The following is a 17,251-nucleotide window of genomic DNA, read 5'->3' on the forward strand; positions in this document are numbered from 1 at the left end:
TAATGTTTAAAACATACGAAGAAGCATTAAATTGGATTCATGGTAGAAAAATATTTGGAATGAAGCCTGGACTTAAGCGAATGGAATGGATGCTTAAAAAATTAGGATCTCCACAAGAAAAGATAAAAGCTATTCATGTTGCTGGGACAAATGGAAAAGGCTCAACGGTTACTTTTTTAAGAAATATATTAGAAGCAAATGGTAAGATAGTTGGCACATTTACGTCACCTTATATTGAAACGTTCAATGAACGTATCAGTGTAAATGGAGAGCCTATTTCGGATGAAGAAATAACTCGATTAGCTAATATTGTTTACCCTTTAGCTCTTGAATTAGAAGAAACGGAGTTAGATGGGCCGACAGAGTTTGAAGTTATTACAGCAATGATGTTTACTTATTTTGGAGAAGGTCATGCTGATATAGTCGTTATTGAAGTAGGACTAGGAGGCCTATTAGATTCAACAAATGTCATAACACCAGTAGTTTCAGCTATCACAACGATAGGATTAGATCATATGCAAGTATTGGGAGAATCACTAGCTGAAATAGCTTTTCAAAAAGCAGGGATTATTAAACCAAATGTCCCTGTTGTAGTAGGGAAGGTCCCACAAGAAGCACTACAAGTTATTCAACAAGTCGCAAAAACGAATCATTCCGTCATAAAATTATTTGGAGAAGATTATTGGGCTTCTAACTATCAGACTTTACCTACATGGGGAGAACAATTCACGTTTGAGGACGACTCTATTTATTTGAACCAGGTACAAATAAAAATGTTAGGACATCATCAAGTTGAAAATGCAATGGTAGCTCTTGAAACAATACAAATTTATTGCCAAGAAACAGGGTTAGAATTGAGTCATGAAGCTATAAGAAGAGGATTAAAAAGGGCTTTTTGGCCAGGGAGAATGGAAAAAATTAGTAGTACTCCTATGATTATTCTAGACGGTGCTCATAATGAACCAGCTATACGTCGGCTAATAGAAACAATAAATGCTGATTTTAAACAACAGGAAATTCATTTGATTTTTGCTGTTTTGCAAGATAAGGCAGTTAGTAAGATGATTAGTTTGTTAGAAGAGTTGCCAAATTGTCATATTACATTAACGAGCTTTGATAATCCTAGAGCAGCTAAAGTAGAAGAATTAGAAAGTTATGGACTTTCAGGAATAACAATAAAAGAATATTGGCAAGAAGCTTTAGCAGATATTATTCAGGAGATGGATGAACATGATATTATTCTTATAACAGGATCACTTTATTTTATTTCAGAAGTCCGTGAGCTATTAATAAAATAAAAGAAATGAATGAGTCAAAATAAAACTAGCTCCTTTTTTTGCGTATATTTAAAAAGGATACAAAAAAGGAGTGTTTTTATGGTAGGGAGAATGACAAGTTTGGTTAATGAGGTACCTGCTTTTTCGAGACCGAGAGAACGTCTTGAAAATTATGGTGAAAAGGCATTAGCTAATCATGAATTATTAGCTATATTGCTTCGTACAGGGACAAAAGATTCAAACGTGATAGCACTTGCAATGAAAGTTTTAAATACGTTTGAAAATTTACATTTTCTAAAAACAGCTTCAATTGAAGAATTAATGAGTATAGCAGGTATTGGCAAAATTAAAGCAATAGAAATAAGAGCTGCGATTGAATTAGGTATTCGTATTTCTCAAGCTTCCCAAATTAAAATTGGGCAAATAACATCTAGTCGAAATGCTGGTGAGATGCTGTTAGGTGAAATGCGTGATCTTCAACAAGAACACGTCATTGTCTTATACCTAAATACAAAAAATGAGATTATTAAAAAAGAAACAGTCTTTGTAGGAGGATTAAACTCTAGTGTTGCTCATCCTAGAGAGATATTCAGAGGAGCTGTTCGATTTTCAGCAGCTCGTATTATTATTGGACATAACCATCCATCTGGAAACCCTGAACCTTCAGAAGCGGATATACTGTTTACTAAGAGAATGGCTACTTGTGGAGAGATGATGGGAATTGAAATGTTAGATCATATCATCATCGGACAAACTCATTATATAAGTTTAAAAGAACTTGGGATATTTTAATATAAGAAAATCTATTAAATAGTTGAACCATTTTATTGTTCATGTTATACTTAACTCAAGTTTTTGTTTAGGTATAAGAAAAGAATTGTTTCAAAACATTCCGATTCGTACCGTTAGCAAGGCTTAACAAAATGTGCAAAACGCACGAGGAGGATATTTAATTATGGAACAAGGTACAGTAAAATGGTTTAACGCAGAAAAAGGTTTTGGTTTTATCGAACGCGAAAACGGAGACGATGTATTCGTACATTTCTCAGCTATCCAAAGCGAAGGATTCAAATCTTTAGAAGAAGGACAAGCAGTAACTTTCGACGTTGAAGAAGGAAACCGTGGACCTCAAGCAGCAAACGTAAACAAAGCTTAATTTAACTTAAAATTAAATCTTATAAGAACTTAGTCTTTTGACTAAGTTCTTTTTTCTTTGATCTTAATTAAGATTTTTTTCACCAAGTGAGCAGTTTATGTTTAATAATGAGAAAGTAGCTAACTTTCTCTTGCTATCTAATGAATCACATGATACAATTACTTTAAGGTTTTTGTGAGGTAAAAGAAAAGAATTGTTTCAAAACATTCCAATTCGTACCGTTAGCAAGGCTTAACAAAATGTGCAAAACGCACGAGGAGGATATTTAATTATGGAACAAGGTACAGTAAAATGGTTTAACGCAGAAAAAGGTTTTGGTTTTATCGAACGCGAAAACGGAGACGATGTATTCGTACATTTCTCAGCTATCCAAAGCGAAGGATTTAAATCTTTAGAAGAAGGACAAGCAGTAACTTTCGACGTTGAAGAAGGAAACCGTGGACCTCAAGCAGCAAACGTAAACAAAGCTTAATTTAAACTAAAATTAAACTTCAAAAGACCTGATGATTTTCATCAGGTCTTTTTTTATATAGAAAATAAAGCGTTTTACTTGCTTAGATTATGGTATCATGATAAAATAACTTAAGCGTTCAAGTTCACAAGTGTTTAAGAATTGTTGAAAAACAGTCTAAAACATATTTAGATTTTGAGCGTAAAATACAAAGTGTTTAGTGCACGAGGAGGATATTTAATTATGGAACAAGGTACAGTAAAATGGTTTAACGCAGAAAAAGGTTTTGGTTTTATCGAACGCGAAAACGGAGACGATGTATTCGTACATTTCTCAGCTATCCAAAGCGAAGGATTCAAATCTTTAGAAGAAGGACAAGCAGTAACTTTCGACGTTGAAGAAGGAAACCGTGGACCTCAAGCAGCAAACGTAAACAAAGCTTAATTTAACTTAAAATTAAATCTTATAAGAACTTAGTCTTTTGACTAAGTTCTTTTTTCTTTGATCTTAATTAAGATTTTTTTCACCAAGTGAGCAGTTTATGTTTAATAATGAGAAAGTAGCTAACTTTCTCTTGCTATCTAATGAATCACATGATACAATTACTTTAAGGTTTTTGTGAGGTAAAAGAAAAGAATTGTTTCAAAACATTCCAATTCGTACCGTTAGCAAGGCTTAACAAAATGTGCAAAACGCACGAGGAGGATATTTAATTATGGAACAAGGTACAGTAAAATGGTTTAATGCAGAAAAAGGTTTTGGTTTTATCGAACGCGAAAACGGAGACGATGTATTCGTACATTTCTCAGCTATTCAAAGCGAAGGATTCAAATCTTTAGAAGAAGGACAAGCAGTAACTTTCGACGTTGAAGAAGGAAACCGTGGACCTCAAGCAGCAAACGTAAACAAAGCTTAATTTAAACTAAAATTAAACTTCAAAAGACCTGATGATTTTCATCAGGTCTTTTTTTCGTATGTTTTATAAAAAAAGATTAAATAATTTATAAAAATACTCAATAAATAATGTTTTAAGTAAAAAAATAAAGTATGATAAAAATATAATAAGGTAAGTTTAGTTTTTTTTGTTATACTGTCTTTAGAATCTATTAGATATTAACTAAAAAATAAACAGTATTCTATAAAAAAATTAGATTTGATTGACTTGAGAGGATGAATGTTGTGTTTAGATTTGGAAGTAAAGATATTGGAATAGATTTAGGAACAGCGAATACAAATGTATTTGTAGATGGCAAAGGAATAGTCTTAAGAGATCCGTCAGTAGTTGCTAAAGATGCATCAACTGGTGAAATAGTAGCTGTTGGTGAGGACGCAAGAAGTATGATTGGTAGAACACCAGGTTCGATTGTAGCTATTAGACCGATGAAAAACGGAGTTATTGCTGATTACGATACGACTGCTGCTATGATGAAGTATTATATAGAGAAGGCAATCGGGAAAACAGTATCCAAACCTTATGTAATTGTATGTGTTCCAAGCGGTGTGACAGAAGTAGAGAAACGTGCAGTTATTGATGCAACGAGAGTAGCAGGCGCTAAAGACGCTTTCATCTTGGAAGAACCATTTGCCGCAGCTGTAGGGGCAGGTTTACCAGTAATGGAACCCACAGGTAGTATGGTTGTAGATATAGGTGGTGGGACAACAGATGTAGCAACAATAGCTCTAGGAGGTATTGTAAGCAGTCGCTCGATTCGTTTAGCTGGAGATAGTATGGATGAAGGAATTATTCATTATATACGCAAAAAGTATAACCTGTTGATCGGAGAACGGACAGCTGAACAAATTAAAATTGAAATTGGCTGTGCTTCAACGGATAAAGCAGTTGAGTATGGTTCTATGGATGTCCGCGGAAGAGATTTGTTAACTGGTTTACCACAAACAATTCAAGTTTCAGCAATAGATATAGCTGAAGCGATTAAAGAAGTTGTAGACGGTATTGTTATCGCAGTAAGGGAGACCTTAGAAGAAACACCACCAGAAATCTCTTCGGATGTGATTGATCACGGGATTATTTTAACAGGTGGTGGTGCGTTGCTTAGAAATATTAGCGATGTAATAGCCGACGAAACAGATGTACCTGTTTTTGTAGCAAATGATCCATTGGACTGTGTTGCCTTAGGTACTGGAGAGTCACTTAAGCACATAGATTTGTATAAAAAGAAAAGAATGAAATAGGTAAGAAGGTATAGTGTGACCCAAAAGATGCGGAAGCTAGTTTGCTTCTTGCATCTTTTCATTTGAAATAAAAATTTAGTGGATTACTAAGCTATTTAGTTAAAGTTATGGTAAAATAAACGAAGCCTGAAGAATTAATGAGGTGATAAAGTGCGTCAATTTTTTTCAAATAAGAAACTAATTATATTACTGGTGAGTGTCATCGTTTGCTTAGGTTTAATAGCCTATTCTATTTCAGGAAATGGAAATCCACCACTTGCGCAACGTGTCGGGAATGACATTACAGCTACAACAGGCCGATTGTTATCAAGGCCAACTAATGTAATAGTTAATTTTATTGAGTCAATGGAAAATCTAAAAAATACCTATAAAGAAAACCAATTATTAAAGTCAAAGATTGATGGGCTTTATGAAGTGGAAGTAGAATTAGGTAATTTAAAACAAGATAACCAAAAAATGAAGGAACAATTAGAATTACAAGATACACTTTCTGACTATAAAAAAATTAATGGGACAGTGATAAGTAGAAATCCTGATAATTGGATAAATCAAATTGTTGTTGATAGAGGAAGTCAGAGTGGAATAACTGTTGGTTTATCTGTTATGGCGGATAATGGTTTAATTGGTCGTGTGATAGAAGTAAATCCAGCTAGTTCAAAAGTCCAATTAATTACAACCTCAGACCAAAACAATAGCAGAGTTGCTGCTTCCGTTTCTTCAAAAGAAGGATTTGTTCATGGAATTATTAATGGCTATGATTTAGAAAGTAATCGTTTAGTTATGAAACAAATAACAACTAAAGTAACGTTGAAAAAAGGTGATCAAGTTATGACTTCTGGACTGGGTGGGATATCACCGAGCTCATTGTTAATTGGCACAATAGATGAAGTGAAACTAGACTCACATGGGTTGTCTCAAGAGGCTTATGTTGTACCCGCATCAGACTTTGATGATATTCGTTATGTAACTTTTATTCAACGAACAGCTGAAGGCGGGGAATAAAATGAGTAAGAAATGGAAAGTAACTATCTTTGCTCCACTATTGATTTTTTTTGGTCTACTAATAGATGGACTTATTTCAGAAATTTTTTCTAAGCAGTTATATGCAGAAGATGGGAATGTTATGGTACCAAGATTAATTATTCTTATCCTTATATTGACTTCATTTTATCTCCCTAGAAACAAAATGATTGTATATGGCATTATTTTTGGTTTTCTATATGATAGTTATTATGTAGGGATTTTGGGTATATACATAGCTATTTTCCCGTTAATTATTTATGTTACGACTAAGTTAAAGCAAGTTTTAAATCCAAATCCGATTACCATTGGGATGATTGTTTTTATTAACTTAAGTATTTTGGAAACGATGTTGTATTGGATCTATAAAGTTCTAGGCTTTACAGAGATTGACATGAATGCTTTTATGGCCGGACGGCTAGGCCCCACTTTATTGCTAAACTTAGTGTTTTTCATAATTGCATTTTATCCATTAAAAAAAGCGATAATTAAAATGACTGGGAATTAAAAAATGATGAAATCCTCGTTCGGTATTTAGATGATAGGAGTTGTTTGAGTGAAACAGAGTGTAACGTTAAAAGGAAATAAGGCTGGTTTTGTATTAACTTTAAACGAATCAGCTTCTTTTGCTACAGTTGTTAGTGAGTTAGAACAATTGCTAGACCATCTTAAAACGGAATCAAAAAAAAGCGACTCAAATAAAACGAATAAAGAAATTCAATTAGAGATAGTAACTGGAAATCGTCTACTGACAAATAAAGAAAAAGATAAATTAACAAAAATAATAAAAGAAAATAGTCAATTTGAAATTAAAAAAATAAGGTCAGCCGTTTTGACTTATGAAGCAGCTATCGCTTGGCAAAAAGCTAGTAGCTTACAAATGGAAATGCATACGATTCGAAGTGGGCAAATACTTCAAGCTCCTGGAGATATTCTTTTTGTGGGCAAGGTTCATCCAGGCGGTATAATTAGAGCAAATGGGAATATTTTTATTATTGGTGAATTACAAGGGGTTGCTCATGCAGGATTTGAAGGCGACGCAACAGCAGTTATTGTTGCTGACTTTCAAACAAATGCACAAATACGAATAGCCGATAGTATTCAAATTATAGAGAACAAAGTAACTAAAAATTTGGCTATAAAAAATAATGAGTTCGCATTTATAAATGACTTACATGTATTAGCTTTTGAAAATCTAGATCAATTGAAAAAAATGCGACCAACATTAGGTAAAATGACAGGAGGATTAATTTAAATGGGAATAGCAATCGTTATTACTTCTGGAAAAGGTGGCGTTGGTAAAACAACGTCAACAGCAAATATTGGAACAGCTCTTGCTCTACAAGGTAAGCGCGTATGTTTAATCGATATGGATATAGGACTAAGAAATTTAGATGTTATTCTAGGATTAGAAAATCGAATTATTTATGATATTGTCGATGTTGTCGAAGAGCGTGCAAAATTGCATCAAGCTATTATAAAAGATAAACGTTTCAATGACAATTTGTATTTATTACCAGCGGCACAGAATGCTGATAAAAATGATATTAACGGCGAACAAATGATAGAAATTGTCGGAGAATTAAAAAAAGAATACGACTATATCTTAATTGATTGTCCTGCTGGAATAGAACAAGGCTTTCAAAACTCAATTGCTGCTGCAGATGAAGCGATTCTAGTCACAACTCCTGAAGTGTCTGCTATTCGTGATGCGGATCGTATTATTGGGTTATTAGAACAAACACAATTAGAGCCACCAAAACTAATTATAAATAGAATTCGCAAAAGAATGATGCAAGATGGAGAACTATTAGACGTAGATGAAATCACAAGACATCTTTCGATTGACTTACTTGGTATTATATTTGATGATGATGATGTTGTTCGATCTTCTAATAAAGGAGATCCAATTGTTTTAAATCCTAAAAACCCAGCTTCACAAGGCTATCGAAATGTTGCTCGCCGGATATTGGGTGAAACGGTTCCTCTAATGTCAATAAAAGAAGAAAAAGAAACCTTATGGAAAAAAATATTTGGTAAAAAAGAGTAAGTATGTTATAGTATTGAAAATAAGTAAAAGCAAAGACGAGAAAAAGTAAGTTTAGAAGTTTATAAGAGAGATTGCGGGTGGTGCGAGCAATTAAAATTCTAATCTGAACACACATCTCTAAGCTGACAGTTGAAATTTTTAGTAAGCTGATCCGGTTGTAACCGTTATATTACTAGCGTTTAGTTGTTTTGAACGCGATAAGGTAGTCTTCTGCGAAGAGACTACAAAAAAAGGTGGTACCACGATATAAAAACTATCGTCCTTTGATTTCCAGTTAGTTGGGAAATCAAGGGGCTTTTTTGTTTTATTTAATTAAGTTTTACGTTTTTTAAAAAATAAGATTGGGGAGAATGAAAATGAAAAATAAACTATTGACTATTATGACAGGTTTAGGTTTAGTAGGTTTAACTTTATCAGGTTGTGGTGCAGATTCACAGGAAAAAGATAATTATGAGGCAATAATGGAAAAAGGTGAGATCATAATGGGATTAGATGACACATTTGCTCCTATGGGTTATAGAGATTCTAGTGGTGAAATTGTTGGATTTGATATTGACTTAGCGAACGAGATTGGAAAGCGTATGGATGTTGACTTTAAATTTCAAACAATTGATTGGGCTTTAAAAGAGACAGAATTAAATGGTGGGAATATTGATGTTATCTGGAATGGCTATACAATAACTGAAGAAAGAAAAGAGAAGGTTTTATTTAGCAGTCCTTATTTAGATAATAGCCAAATTATTATTGTTCTAAAAGATAGTCCAATAAAAAGTAAAGCAGATTTAAAAGGTAAAACAATAGCTGCACAACAATCATCAAGTGCTGTTGATGCAGTTATGGCAGACGAAGAAAATATTATAGAATCATTCAACAACGCAGAGATAGTTCAGTATCCTTCTAATAATGATGTTTTTAATGATTTAGCGTCTGGTCGTAGTGAAGCAATCGTAGTAGATGAGACATTAGGTCGTTATTATATGAAACAAAATAAAGACATGAACTATCGAGTATTAGATGAAAATTTCGGCCAAGAAGAATATGCAGTAGGATTACGCAAGTCTGATGATAAGCTAAAACAAGCTATAGATGAAAACTTAGCAGATATTAAAGAAGACGGAACTTATGATAAAATATATGATAAATGGTTTGAAGAGTAAAATCATTGTTTAAATGAAGCATACCTAGTATGCTTCATTTAAACACTATTACTATAAAAGGCTAAGCTAGTAAAAATACATATTATTTAACTATTTTTATAAGAAAAGAGGAAGAGTATGGAACTAATTAATACTATCATGCCAGCTTTACTAAATGGATTAGGTACAACAATGCAATTATTTTTTATTATCTTTTTCTTAACTATTCCCTTAGGATTTTTAGTGGCTTGTCTCAGAATTTATTCTCCAAAATTTGTCTCTTGGCTTATTCAACTTTATATTTATACCATGCGTGGCACACCTTTACTGCTTCAATTAATGATTGTATTTTTTGGTTTACCATTAGTCGGAATTACATTTGATCGATTTATAGCAGCTATTATTGCATTTGCTTTAAATTATACAGCTTATTATGCTGAAATATTTAGAGGCGGTATCTTATCTATCCCACAAGGACAGTTTGAAGCCATTAAAGTTTTAGGAATTGGAAGAGTACAAGGTTTTAGAAGAATTATTATCCCACAAGTTCTACGTACCGTCCTCCCTTCTGTTGGAAATGAAGTGATATCATTAGTAAAAGATACCTCTTTAGTTTATATACTAGGTTTAGGAGAGCTCTTAAGAGCGGGTCAAATTGCAGCGAATACTTATGCTTCATTGCTTCCTTTTGTAGCAGTTGGAGTAATTTATCTTTTTATTACAGGAATCATTACCATTATTCTAGCTGTTATTGAAAAGAAAATTGATTTTTAAGGAGTGAATGAAATGATATTGAAGGCCCGAGGAATCACAAAAACATTTAATAAAATAAAAATAATTGATGATTTTGATTTTAATATAAATCATGGTGAAATCATATCCTTAGTAGGCGAGTCTGGAACAGGTAAAACAACTTTTATGAGGTTATTGAATAATCTTGAAGAGTTAGATAAAGGTGTTATCTCAATAACCAATGATTTCCTTTATAAAAAAACAATTGAGAGTAAGGCTGAATACACTTCTAAGAAAGAACGGAACCGTTATGGCAATAAAATTGGAATGGTTTTTCAAGATTATCAGTTATTTCCTAACTTAACAATCCTACAAAATTGTCTTGAAGCACCTGTTCAGAAAAAACTAATGACACTAAAAGAAGCTACAGAAAAAGCTGGAAGTTTGCTAAAACAAATGAATATCTTAGATAAAAAGGATGCATACCCTAAGACCTTATCAGGTGGACAACAACAAAGAGCTGCAATTGCACGTGCAATGATGTTGAATCCAGAAATTCTCTGCTTTGATGAACCAACATCTGCTTTAGATCGACAGTCTTCAAATGGGATTGGTGAAATGATGCAAGTGATAGCTGCTACAGGAACGGGTATATTAATTGTTACCCATGATATCGAGTTTGCAGATAAATTTAGTACAAGAAGTCTCTCTTCTGAAACTTTTTTACTAAAAGATAAAACTATTGATTGACGTGCAGAACTCTTTTTGGTATGCTACTACTGTTGTTAATGTGTAGCACCACAACTACAACCGCGCGGGAATGAGTTTAGAAGTCCAGTAATGGCACTCACGACGGCGAGTCTAAGTCTAATAAGGAGGTGCGAATAAATGTACGCAATTATTAAAACAGGTGGAAAACAAATTAAAGTTGAAGTAGGCCAAGCAATCTACATTGAGAAATTAAATGTTGAGGCTGGTGAAACAGTTATATTTGACGAAGTTATCTTAGTAGGTGGCGAAGAAACAAAAGTTGGTGTTCCAACTATTGATGGAGCTGTCGTTGAAGGTACAGTTGAAAAACATGGTCGTCAAAAGAAAGTGACAACTTTTGTCTACAAACGTAGAAAAGACTCACATCGTAAACAAGGACATCGTCAACCTTATACAAAAGTTATGATTAATGCAATCAACCTATAAGGAAAGTGGTGTTTGTGAATGATTCATGCATTTTTTAAACGGAATGAAGAAGATAAGATTGTTTCTTTTGAAGTTACAGGGCATGCAGGGTCAGGAGCTTACGGAACTGATATTGTTTGTGCAGGTGTATCAGCTTTAACAATTGGAGCAACAAACAGTTTATCTGTTTTAGGAGAATTTACTCCTTTAGTTGAAACAAATGATGAAGTTGAAGGTGGATACCTTTATGTTGAATTACCATTGGAAATCAATGGAAAACAACTTATTACTGCTCAAATCCTTTTGGAAAGCCTTCTTTTATCTTTAAAAAGTATAGTAGAAGAGTATCCTGAATATGTCAAATTAACTTGAAATTAAGATTAAAAACAGGAGGTGCAATTAAAATGTTGAAAATGAATTTACAATTATTTGCCCATAAAAAAGGTGGCGGATCTACAACTAACGGTCGTGATTCTCAATCTAAACGTTTAGGTTCTAAACGTGCGGATGGTCAAACTGTTACTGGCGGATCAATTTTATACCGTCAACGCGGTACTAAAATCTATCCAGGTAATAACGTAGGAATTGGTGGAGATGACACTTTATTTGCTAAAGTTGATGGCGTTGTTCGTTTCGAACGTAAAGGCCGCGACAAAAAGCAAGTATCTGTTTATCCAGCTGCTCAATAATTTAATAAAAAAACTCTTCTATTCTGTAGAAGAGCTTTTTTTTTGATAATTATTTTAATAAAAATAATTACTAAAAATAAAAAGAACGGCTGATTTAAAGAATAGTAGTCTAAAGTTTACGAAAAAGTAAGTCAACTACTAGAATGCTTTTTGTCTTTGAATGAGGTTATCATTTAGCATAAATATATGAATAAGAGGCGAATACAAGAAGGTATTTTAGCTTTTTTTGTTTTAATCATACTATTTTTATAAATCTAACGACTATTTAGAAATGAATGAAAACTTTCGAAAATAATTATTATTCATTTTCGAAATCTGCTATTTCTTTACAGTTAATGGTATGATTAACTTAACATAAATCTTTAAAAAAATAGGGAAATAAAAATTTGAAATGAGTCTTGAAAAGTAAAGGTTTATTCGTTAAAATAATACAGGTAGTACTTAAATTTTAAACAGAGAAATATGTTTGTTTTGGAATAAGTTAAGTTGTTAAATAGCTATGAATTAAGAAAAGAGGTTGAAAAAGTGTCTCAAAAAGAGATTGAACGTTTATTTTCAGAGTTAGATACTTCAGTTCAACTATTACAGAAAGAATTAGGTGTTTCATATTTAGAAGGACTTTCTGAAACTGGAGAAAATATTGTAGATGGAAGAAGCGTAGTACAAGATAATAATCGGCTTTCAGATCAAGCAGTTCAGTTATTAACGACGCTTTATCAAGAATTGTCTTTAGAGAATATGAATCCAGAAGAAATAAGAAAAAGTTTTCAGTTAGCTCTCTTAAAAGGAACGAAAAGTGATCAGATACAAGCGAATCATCAGATGACACCAGATGCTATCGGTTTTATATTAGCTTATTTAATTGAAAAAGTCATTGATACAGATAGTAAAAAAATTCGATTGCTTGATCCGGCAATTGGAACAGGAAATTTATTATCTACTATTTATAATAGCTTAACTTTGAAAAAAATTGAAGTTGAGGCTGAGGGGATAGACAACGACGACTTATTATTATCATTGGCTTCAATTAATTTTGAACTTCAAGGGCAAAAGCTTAAGTTAACTCATCAAGATGCATTAACTGATTTGCTACTTGATCCAGTAGATGTTGTTGTAAGTGATTTGCCAGTTGGTTTTTATCCAATAGATGAAAATGCTAAACGATTTAAAACGAGTTCAAATGAAGGTCATTCTTATGCTCATCATTTATTTATCGAACAAAGCATTTATTATTTAAAAGATAGTGGTTATGGTGTTTTCTTAGTTCCTACACAATTATTTGAATCAAAAGAGTCTGCTGCATTAACTAAAATGATTCAATCCGAAGCATTTCTTCAAGGTATGCTTCATCTGCCAAAAGAATTATTTAAGTCAGAAGAATCAAGAAAATCTATTCTTTTAGTGCAGAAAAAAGGCGATAAAGCAAAGCAAGCAAAACAAGTCTTATTAGCTCAGATACCTGATTTTAAAAATCAAACGTCTATGCAACATTTCATGCAAGAAGTTGAAAAATGGAAACAAGAAAACATAAAAAATAAAAAATAAAGGGGTCTTTAATATGTCAAAAACAATTGCAATTAACGCAGGTAGTTCTAGTTTGAAATTTACTCTTTACGAGATGCCAGCAGAAGAAGAAATCGCATCAGGAATTATTGAAAGAGTAGGTTTAAAGGATTCTGTATTTACAACCAAATACAACGGTGAGAAATATAAAGTAGTCGAAGATATTACCAATCATGAAATTGCAATACAAATGGTTTTGGATAAATTAATCGAACTAAAGGTAATAGAGAACTACGAAGAAATTACAGGAGTAGGACATCGTGTTGTAGCTGGTGGAGAAATCTTTAAAGATTCTGCTTTAATTACTGATGAAGTAATTGCTCAAATTGAGAGTTTAGCAGAATTTGCACCGTTGCATAATCCAGCAAATGCTACGGGGATCAAAGCCTTTAAAAAACTACTACCCACTATCACTAGTGTAGCGGTATTTGATACATCTTTCCATGCAGCTATGCCAAAAGAGAATTATTTGTATAGTATCCCAATGAGCTACTATGAAGATTTCTCTGCTCGTAAATATGGAGCACATGGTACGTCTCATAAATATGTTTCAGAACGTGCAGCTGAAATGTTAGGAAAGCCACTTGAAGATCTTAAATTAATTACTTGTCATTTAGGTAATGGAGGCTCTATCACAGCAGTCGAAGGTGGGAAATCAATTGATACATCAATGGGATTTACTCCTTTAGCAGGAATTACTATGGGAACTCGTTCAGGTGATATCGATGCATCTATCTTACCCTTTTTAATGAAGAAATTAGGCCTTAGCGATATTAATGAAATGATTTATATTTTAAATAATAAATCAGGATTACTTGGTCTTTCTGATATTTCTAGTGATATGCGTGATGTAGAAGAAGCGGCAGAAGCTGGAAATGAGCAAGCACAAACGGCTTTGGATATTTTTTATAATCGTGTACAAAAATATATTGGTCAATATTTCGCTTTATTAAATGGTGCAGATGCTATTGTCTTTACAGCAGGAATTGGGGAAAATTCTCCTGAAACCCGTCAAATTATCATTGATGGTATTAATTGGTTTGGAGCAGAAATTGATGAAGAAGCGAATAAAGTAAGAGGTAAGGAACGAATTATTTCCACTCCAGATTCAAAAGTAAAAGTACTGTTGATCCCAACAGATGAAGAAATAGTTATCGCACGTGATGTAGAAAGATTACGTAAATAATCTTTCCATTTAATAGAAATAAAGAGAGTCTTAAAAAGTAAGTTACTTTTTAAGACTCTCTTTATTTGAATAAATTATGATTCTGGAACGTTATCTAAGTCAGTTCTAACAATTAAAACATCACATGCTGCATGTCTAATAACGTATTCTGAAACAGAGCCTATAAAAATACGTTCAACAGCGTTTAAACCCGTTGCTCCTAACAAAATCAAATCAATTTCTTTATCTTCTGGTATTTGTTTAGCTATTAAAACTTTTGGTGAGCCATATTCGATAGAATAACTAATATCTGTTACTCGATGATTTTTAGCATAACGTACATACTCTTCTAAAGTAGTAGTAGCTTGTTCATTAGCTTTTTGGGCCATTGAACCATCAAATGTAGAAATACTTTGGAAAGCTCTTGTATCAATGACATGAGCTAAAATTAGTGAAGAATTATTTCGTACAGCAACTTGAACCCCTTTTTTAAATGCAAGTTCGGCTTCTTTAGAACCGTCAATAGCGACTAAAATTCGATTGTATTGTTGTAACATATAAATCACTCCATTCTAATAAATTATTAACAAGTTAATGAGTACTTCTAACTGTCTCTATTGTACCTCAAATAAATCCGTTTTCATAGAATTTACATTTAATAACTAAGTTAAAATAATCGAATAGAACTTACATGAAAAAAGATAAACTAAAAATGAAAATAAGTATAAAAAAACTAGTCAGACCTAAAATACTAAATGAAAGCCAAATGGAGTGATAAAAAATTAGGGTAACACTAGCAAAAGCTAAAAGAATAAAGAGTACACCAAAGCTAAAGAATAATTTTTGAGCAATTTTTTTTCTTTCAATATGAGCTGTAGAGATGAAGGCGGTTGTTTTACCGCTTATTAAGAAAAAGGACAGTAAAAATAAAAGAACCGCAAAAGTTCCAAATAGAGTTTTTAGTAACATACTAGTTTTTCCTTTCTATAAATAACGATAATCAGTTTTTTTAGTCATTTTAAAGACAATAAAATAGAAAAAAGCCATTCAATGAAGAATGGCTTTCAAAGTTTTTCAACTTTAAGAAGAAATCCGGTGATGCCGTTTATACGTCCAGGTTGTATTGAACCCGCATTTAGCAGGTGGGCTCCGCTGTCAAACGTCTAACTACCAAGTGAAAAGGCTTGTTATTTGTTTGAGTCAGTTTGGATCCCAAGGTATTATTAATTGTTCGGTCAACACATGTTGGACATGACGAACATCTCAGAATTCTTATCTTTATATTAGCATGCACGCACGCAATTGTCAATAAGTTAAGAGTGTTTAATGAGAAGGAATACGTCTATAATATAGCAAAGATAGCGCTATCCCATTATTTTTTTTGATTAATTTTATCATACTGTCTTGCTAAAGCATCTTCATATTTCCCAGTATGATTTGGATGATAGTAACTAGCCTTTTTCAACTTATCAGGTAAATATTGTTGTTTAACCCATGCTTCTGGATAGCTGTGAGGATACTCATAACGTACACCACGATCCAACTCTTTTGCACCTTTATAATGAGAATCTCTTAAATGATTAGGTACGTCACCACTTTTTCCAGAACGGATATCTTGTAAAGCTGCATCAATAGCAACGATAGAAGAATTTGATTTTGGTGAAAGACATAAATCGATAACGGCAGTAGCTAAAGGAATCCTAGCCTCCGGAAACCCAAGTCTTTCAGAGGCTTGTATTGCCGTAACGGTTCTTTGAGCAGCAGAAGGATTAGCTAGTCCAATGTCTTCATAAGCAATAACCATCAATCTTCTTGCAATAATAGGCAAGTCTCCTGCTTCAATTAATCTACCTAGATAATGCAAAGACGCATTAACATCGCTGCCTCTGACAGATTTTTGAAGTGCTGATATAACGTCATAATGAGCGTCACCATCTTTATCATGAGTCAATGCTTTTCGCTGAAGACATTCCTCAACAATATCTAGAGTAATCTGAATGATTCCATTATCGTCTGGTTTAGTAGACTTAACAGCTAGCTCCAATCCATTAAGAGAGCTTCTCAAGTCTCCATTGGTTGCTCTTGAAAGGTGCAATAAAGCAGAATCAGTGATGAGAACATGGTATTTACCTAACCCTTTTTCCTTATTTTCAAGCGCAAAATCTAAAGCTAATTTAATATCTTCAATAGAAAGAGGCTTTAATTCAAAGATTTGAGCTCTACTTCTAATAGCGGGACTAATTGAAATATAAGGATTTTCAGTCGTTGCCCCAATTAAAATAATACGACCACTTTCTAAATGTGGCAATAAAAAATCTTGTTTAGGTTTATCTAAACGATGAACTTCGTCAAGTAAAAGAATGACAGATCCACTCATTTTTGCTTCTTCAGCAACAATTTGCAAGTCTTTTTTTGAGTCAGTAGCAGCGTTTAACATACGAAAAGCATATTGAGTAGAACCCGCAATAGCGCTAGCAATACTTGTTTTTCCAATACCCGGAGGTCCGTACAAAATCATAGAAGAAAGCATTTTTGCATCAACCATGCGTTGAATAATTTTACCAGGTCCTATCAAATGTTTTTGTCCAATAATTTGATCAATTCGAGTAGGTCGCATACGAAACGCCAAAGGTTTATTCATGT

General features: G+C 33.1%; 21 protein-coding genes, 1 other RNA gene and 2 other annotated features. Of the genes, 19 read left to right on the forward strand and 3 right to left on the reverse strand.

From position 1 onward, the window contains the following. Positions 1 to 2 precede the first annotated feature (2 nt). From ACMHYH_RS03705 to ACMHYH_RS03795, 19 genes are all read left to right on the forward strand, one after another. A complete protein-coding gene (locus ACMHYH_RS03705; RefSeq protein WP_414840016.1) occupies positions 3 to 1,298 on the forward strand; it encodes a bifunctional folylpolyglutamate synthase/dihydrofolate synthase in 1,296 nt (431 codons plus the stop codon). 78 nt (positions 1,299 to 1,376) lie between these two features. Continuing rightward, positions 1,377 to 2,069, forward strand: coding sequence for a RadC family protein (gene radC / locus ACMHYH_RS03710; protein ID WP_414840017.1), 693 nt, complete (start codon positions 1,377 to 1,379; stop codon positions 2,067 to 2,069). Between the two features lie 163 nt (positions 2,070 to 2,232). Then, on the forward strand, positions 2,233 to 2,433 hold the full coding sequence (locus ACMHYH_RS03715) for a cold-shock protein (RefSeq protein ID WP_034550685.1): 201 nt from the start codon (positions 2,233 to 2,235) through the stop codon (positions 2,431 to 2,433). Positions 2,434 to 2,704: 271 nt separating this feature from the next. Next, positions 2,705 to 2,905, forward strand: a complete 201-nt coding sequence (locus ACMHYH_RS03720) for a cold-shock protein (RefSeq protein WP_034550685.1) — start codon at positions 2,705 to 2,707, stop codon at positions 2,903 to 2,905. A gap of 222 nt (positions 2,906 to 3,127) precedes the next feature. Continuing rightward, positions 3,128 to 3,328 carry a cold-shock protein gene (locus tag ACMHYH_RS03725; RefSeq protein ID WP_034550685.1) on the forward strand — a complete coding sequence of 67 codons (201 nt, stop codon included), beginning with the start codon at positions 3,128 to 3,130 and terminating at the stop codon, positions 3,326 to 3,328. A 271-nt stretch (positions 3,329 to 3,599) separates the two neighbouring features. Then, the gene (locus ACMHYH_RS03730) at positions 3,600 to 3,800 is read left to right on the forward strand and encodes a cold-shock protein (RefSeq protein WP_034550685.1); all 201 of its coding nucleotides are present in this window, start codon (positions 3,600 to 3,602) and stop codon (positions 3,798 to 3,800) included. 263 nt (positions 3,801 to 4,063) lie between these two features. Beyond that, complete coding sequence (locus ACMHYH_RS03735) at positions 4,064 to 5,077, forward strand: rod shape-determining protein (protein WP_414840018.1); 1,014 nt, start codon at positions 4,064 to 4,066, stop codon at positions 5,075 to 5,077. 150 nt (positions 5,078 to 5,227) lie between these two features. Next, positions 5,228 to 6,079 (forward strand): rod shape-determining protein MreC, encoded by an 852-nt coding sequence (mreC, locus tag ACMHYH_RS03740; RefSeq protein ID WP_414840019.1) that lies wholly within the window; start codon positions 5,228 to 5,230, stop codon positions 6,077 to 6,079. Between the two features lies 1 nt (position 6,080). Continuing rightward, a complete protein-coding gene (gene mreD / locus ACMHYH_RS03745; protein WP_414840020.1) occupies positions 6,081 to 6,605 on the forward strand; it encodes a rod shape-determining protein MreD in 525 nt (174 codons plus the stop codon). 48 nt (positions 6,606 to 6,653) lie between these two features. Beyond that, a complete protein-coding gene (locus ACMHYH_RS03750) occupies positions 6,654 to 7,352 on the forward strand; it encodes a septum site-determining protein MinC (protein ID WP_414840021.1) in 699 nt (232 codons plus the stop codon). Next, positions 7,353 to 8,147, forward strand: a complete 795-nt coding sequence (gene minD, locus ACMHYH_RS03755; RefSeq protein ID WP_414840022.1) for a septum site-determining protein MinD — start codon at positions 7,353 to 7,355, stop codon at positions 8,145 to 8,147. 23 nt (positions 8,148 to 8,170) lie between these two features. Next, positions 8,171 to 8,414 (forward strand) — a binding site (T-box leader). Positions 8,415 to 8,503: 89 nt separating this feature from the next. Further along, positions 8,504 to 9,304, forward strand: a complete 801-nt coding sequence (locus ACMHYH_RS03760; RefSeq protein WP_414840023.1) for an amino acid ABC transporter substrate-binding protein — start codon at positions 8,504 to 8,506, stop codon at positions 9,302 to 9,304. 117 nt (positions 9,305 to 9,421) lie between these two features. Beyond that, positions 9,422 to 10,057: an amino acid ABC transporter permease gene (locus ACMHYH_RS03765; protein ID WP_414840024.1), complete on the forward strand. Its 636-nt coding sequence runs from the start codon at positions 9,422 to 9,424 to the stop codon at positions 10,055 to 10,057. Between the two features lie 12 nt (positions 10,058 to 10,069). Continuing rightward, complete coding sequence (locus tag ACMHYH_RS03770; RefSeq protein WP_414840025.1) at positions 10,070 to 10,765, forward strand: amino acid ABC transporter ATP-binding protein; 696 nt, start codon at positions 10,070 to 10,072, stop codon at positions 10,763 to 10,765. A 48-nt stretch (positions 10,766 to 10,813) separates the two neighbouring features. Next, positions 10,814 to 10,888, forward strand: a sequence feature (ribosomal protein L21 leader region). Between the two features lie 15 nt (positions 10,889 to 10,903). Beyond that, on the forward strand, positions 10,904 to 11,212 hold the full coding sequence (gene rplU / locus ACMHYH_RS03775; RefSeq protein ID WP_414840026.1) for a 50S ribosomal protein L21: 309 nt from the start codon (positions 10,904 to 10,906) through the stop codon (positions 11,210 to 11,212). 18 nt (positions 11,213 to 11,230) lie between these two features. Then, positions 11,231 to 11,563: a ribosomal-processing cysteine protease Prp gene (locus tag ACMHYH_RS03780; RefSeq protein ID WP_414840027.1), complete on the forward strand. Its 333-nt coding sequence runs from the start codon at positions 11,231 to 11,233 to the stop codon at positions 11,561 to 11,563. Positions 11,564 to 11,595: 32 nt separating this feature from the next. Further along, positions 11,596 to 11,880: a 50S ribosomal protein L27 gene (gene rpmA, locus ACMHYH_RS03785; RefSeq protein WP_085560230.1), complete on the forward strand. Its 285-nt coding sequence runs from the start codon at positions 11,596 to 11,598 to the stop codon at positions 11,878 to 11,880. A gap of 525 nt (positions 11,881 to 12,405) precedes the next feature. Beyond that, positions 12,406 to 13,425 carry a class I SAM-dependent methyltransferase gene (locus ACMHYH_RS03790; RefSeq protein ID WP_414840028.1) on the forward strand — a complete coding sequence of 340 codons (1,020 nt, stop codon included), beginning with the start codon at positions 12,406 to 12,408 and terminating at the stop codon, positions 13,423 to 13,425. 13 nt (positions 13,426 to 13,438) lie between these two features. Further along, entirely contained in the window at positions 13,439 to 14,629 is a 1,191-nt protein-coding gene (locus tag ACMHYH_RS03795; RefSeq protein ID WP_414840029.1) for an acetate/propionate family kinase, read from the forward strand. A 74-nt stretch (positions 14,630 to 14,703) separates the two neighbouring features. Here ACMHYH_RS03795 and ACMHYH_RS03800 read toward each other — a convergent pair whose 3' ends face one another. The 3 genes from ACMHYH_RS03800 to ACMHYH_RS03810 all read right to left on the reverse strand — a co-directional run bounded on the left by ACMHYH_RS03800 (position 14,704) and on the right by ACMHYH_RS03810 (position 17,249). Then, positions 14,704 to 15,165, reverse strand: a complete 462-nt coding sequence (locus tag ACMHYH_RS03800) for a universal stress protein (protein WP_414840030.1) — start codon at positions 15,163 to 15,165, stop codon at positions 14,704 to 14,706. Between the two features lie 528 nt (positions 15,166 to 15,693). Further along, a non-coding RNA gene (ssrS, locus tag ACMHYH_RS03805) (6S RNA) lies at positions 15,694 to 15,881 on the reverse strand. Positions 15,882 to 15,980: 99 nt separating this feature from the next. Next, the gene (locus ACMHYH_RS03810; protein ID WP_414840031.1) at positions 15,981 to 17,249 is read right to left on the reverse strand and encodes a replication-associated recombination protein A; all 1,269 of its coding nucleotides are present in this window, start codon (positions 17,247 to 17,249) and stop codon (positions 15,981 to 15,983) included. Positions 17,250 to 17,251 lie beyond the last annotated feature (2 nt).

The sequence above is a fragment of the Carnobacterium sp. TMP28 genome, from assembly GCF_047553015.1.
Taxonomy (GTDB): Bacteria; Bacillota; Bacilli; order Lactobacillales; family Carnobacteriaceae; genus Carnobacterium_A.

Excerpts from the sequence above, each read along its gene's own strand:
- ACMHYH_RS03705 (WP_414840016.1), top strand. The coding sequence starts at position 3 with ATGTTTAAAACATACGAAGAAGCATTAAATTGGATTCATGGTAGAAAA.
- radC (WP_414840017.1), top strand. The coding sequence starts at position 1,377 with ATGGTAGGGAGAATGACAAGTTTGGTTAATGAGGTACCTGCTTTTTCG.
- ACMHYH_RS03715 (WP_034550685.1), top strand. The coding sequence starts at position 2,233 with ATGGAACAAGGTACAGTAAAATGGTTTAACGCAGAAAAAGGTTTTGGT.
- ACMHYH_RS03720 (WP_034550685.1), top strand. The coding sequence starts at position 2,705 with ATGGAACAAGGTACAGTAAAATGGTTTAACGCAGAAAAAGGTTTTGGT.
- ACMHYH_RS03725 (WP_034550685.1), top strand. The coding sequence starts at position 3,128 with ATGGAACAAGGTACAGTAAAATGGTTTAACGCAGAAAAAGGTTTTGGT.
- ACMHYH_RS03730 (WP_034550685.1), top strand. The coding sequence starts at position 3,600 with ATGGAACAAGGTACAGTAAAATGGTTTAATGCAGAAAAAGGTTTTGGT.
- mreD (WP_414840020.1), top strand. The coding sequence starts at position 6,081 with ATGAGTAAGAAATGGAAAGTAACTATCTTTGCTCCACTATTGATTTTT.
- minD (WP_414840022.1), top strand. The coding sequence starts at position 7,353 with ATGGGAATAGCAATCGTTATTACTTCTGGAAAAGGTGGCGTTGGTAAA.
- ACMHYH_RS03760 (WP_414840023.1), top strand. The coding sequence starts at position 8,504 with ATGAAAAATAAACTATTGACTATTATGACAGGTTTAGGTTTAGTAGGT.
- ACMHYH_RS03765 (WP_414840024.1), top strand. The coding sequence starts at position 9,422 with ATGGAACTAATTAATACTATCATGCCAGCTTTACTAAATGGATTAGGT.
- ACMHYH_RS03770 (WP_414840025.1), top strand. The coding sequence starts at position 10,070 with ATGATATTGAAGGCCCGAGGAATCACAAAAACATTTAATAAAATAAAA.
- rplU (WP_414840026.1), top strand. The coding sequence starts at position 10,904 with ATGTACGCAATTATTAAAACAGGTGGAAAACAAATTAAAGTTGAAGTA.
- ACMHYH_RS03780 (WP_414840027.1), top strand. The coding sequence starts at position 11,231 with ATGATTCATGCATTTTTTAAACGGAATGAAGAAGATAAGATTGTTTCT.
- rpmA (WP_085560230.1), top strand. The coding sequence starts at position 11,596 with ATGTTGAAAATGAATTTACAATTATTTGCCCATAAAAAAGGTGGCGGA.
- ACMHYH_RS03795 (WP_414840029.1), top strand. The coding sequence starts at position 13,439 with ATGTCAAAAACAATTGCAATTAACGCAGGTAGTTCTAGTTTGAAATTT.
- ACMHYH_RS03800 (WP_414840030.1), bottom strand. The coding sequence starts at position 15,165 with ATGTTACAACAATACAATCGAATTTTAGTCGCTATTGACGGTTCTAAA.
- ACMHYH_RS03810 (WP_414840031.1), bottom strand. The coding sequence starts at position 17,249 with ATGAATAAACCTTTGGCGTTTCGTATGCGACCTACTCGAATTGATCAA.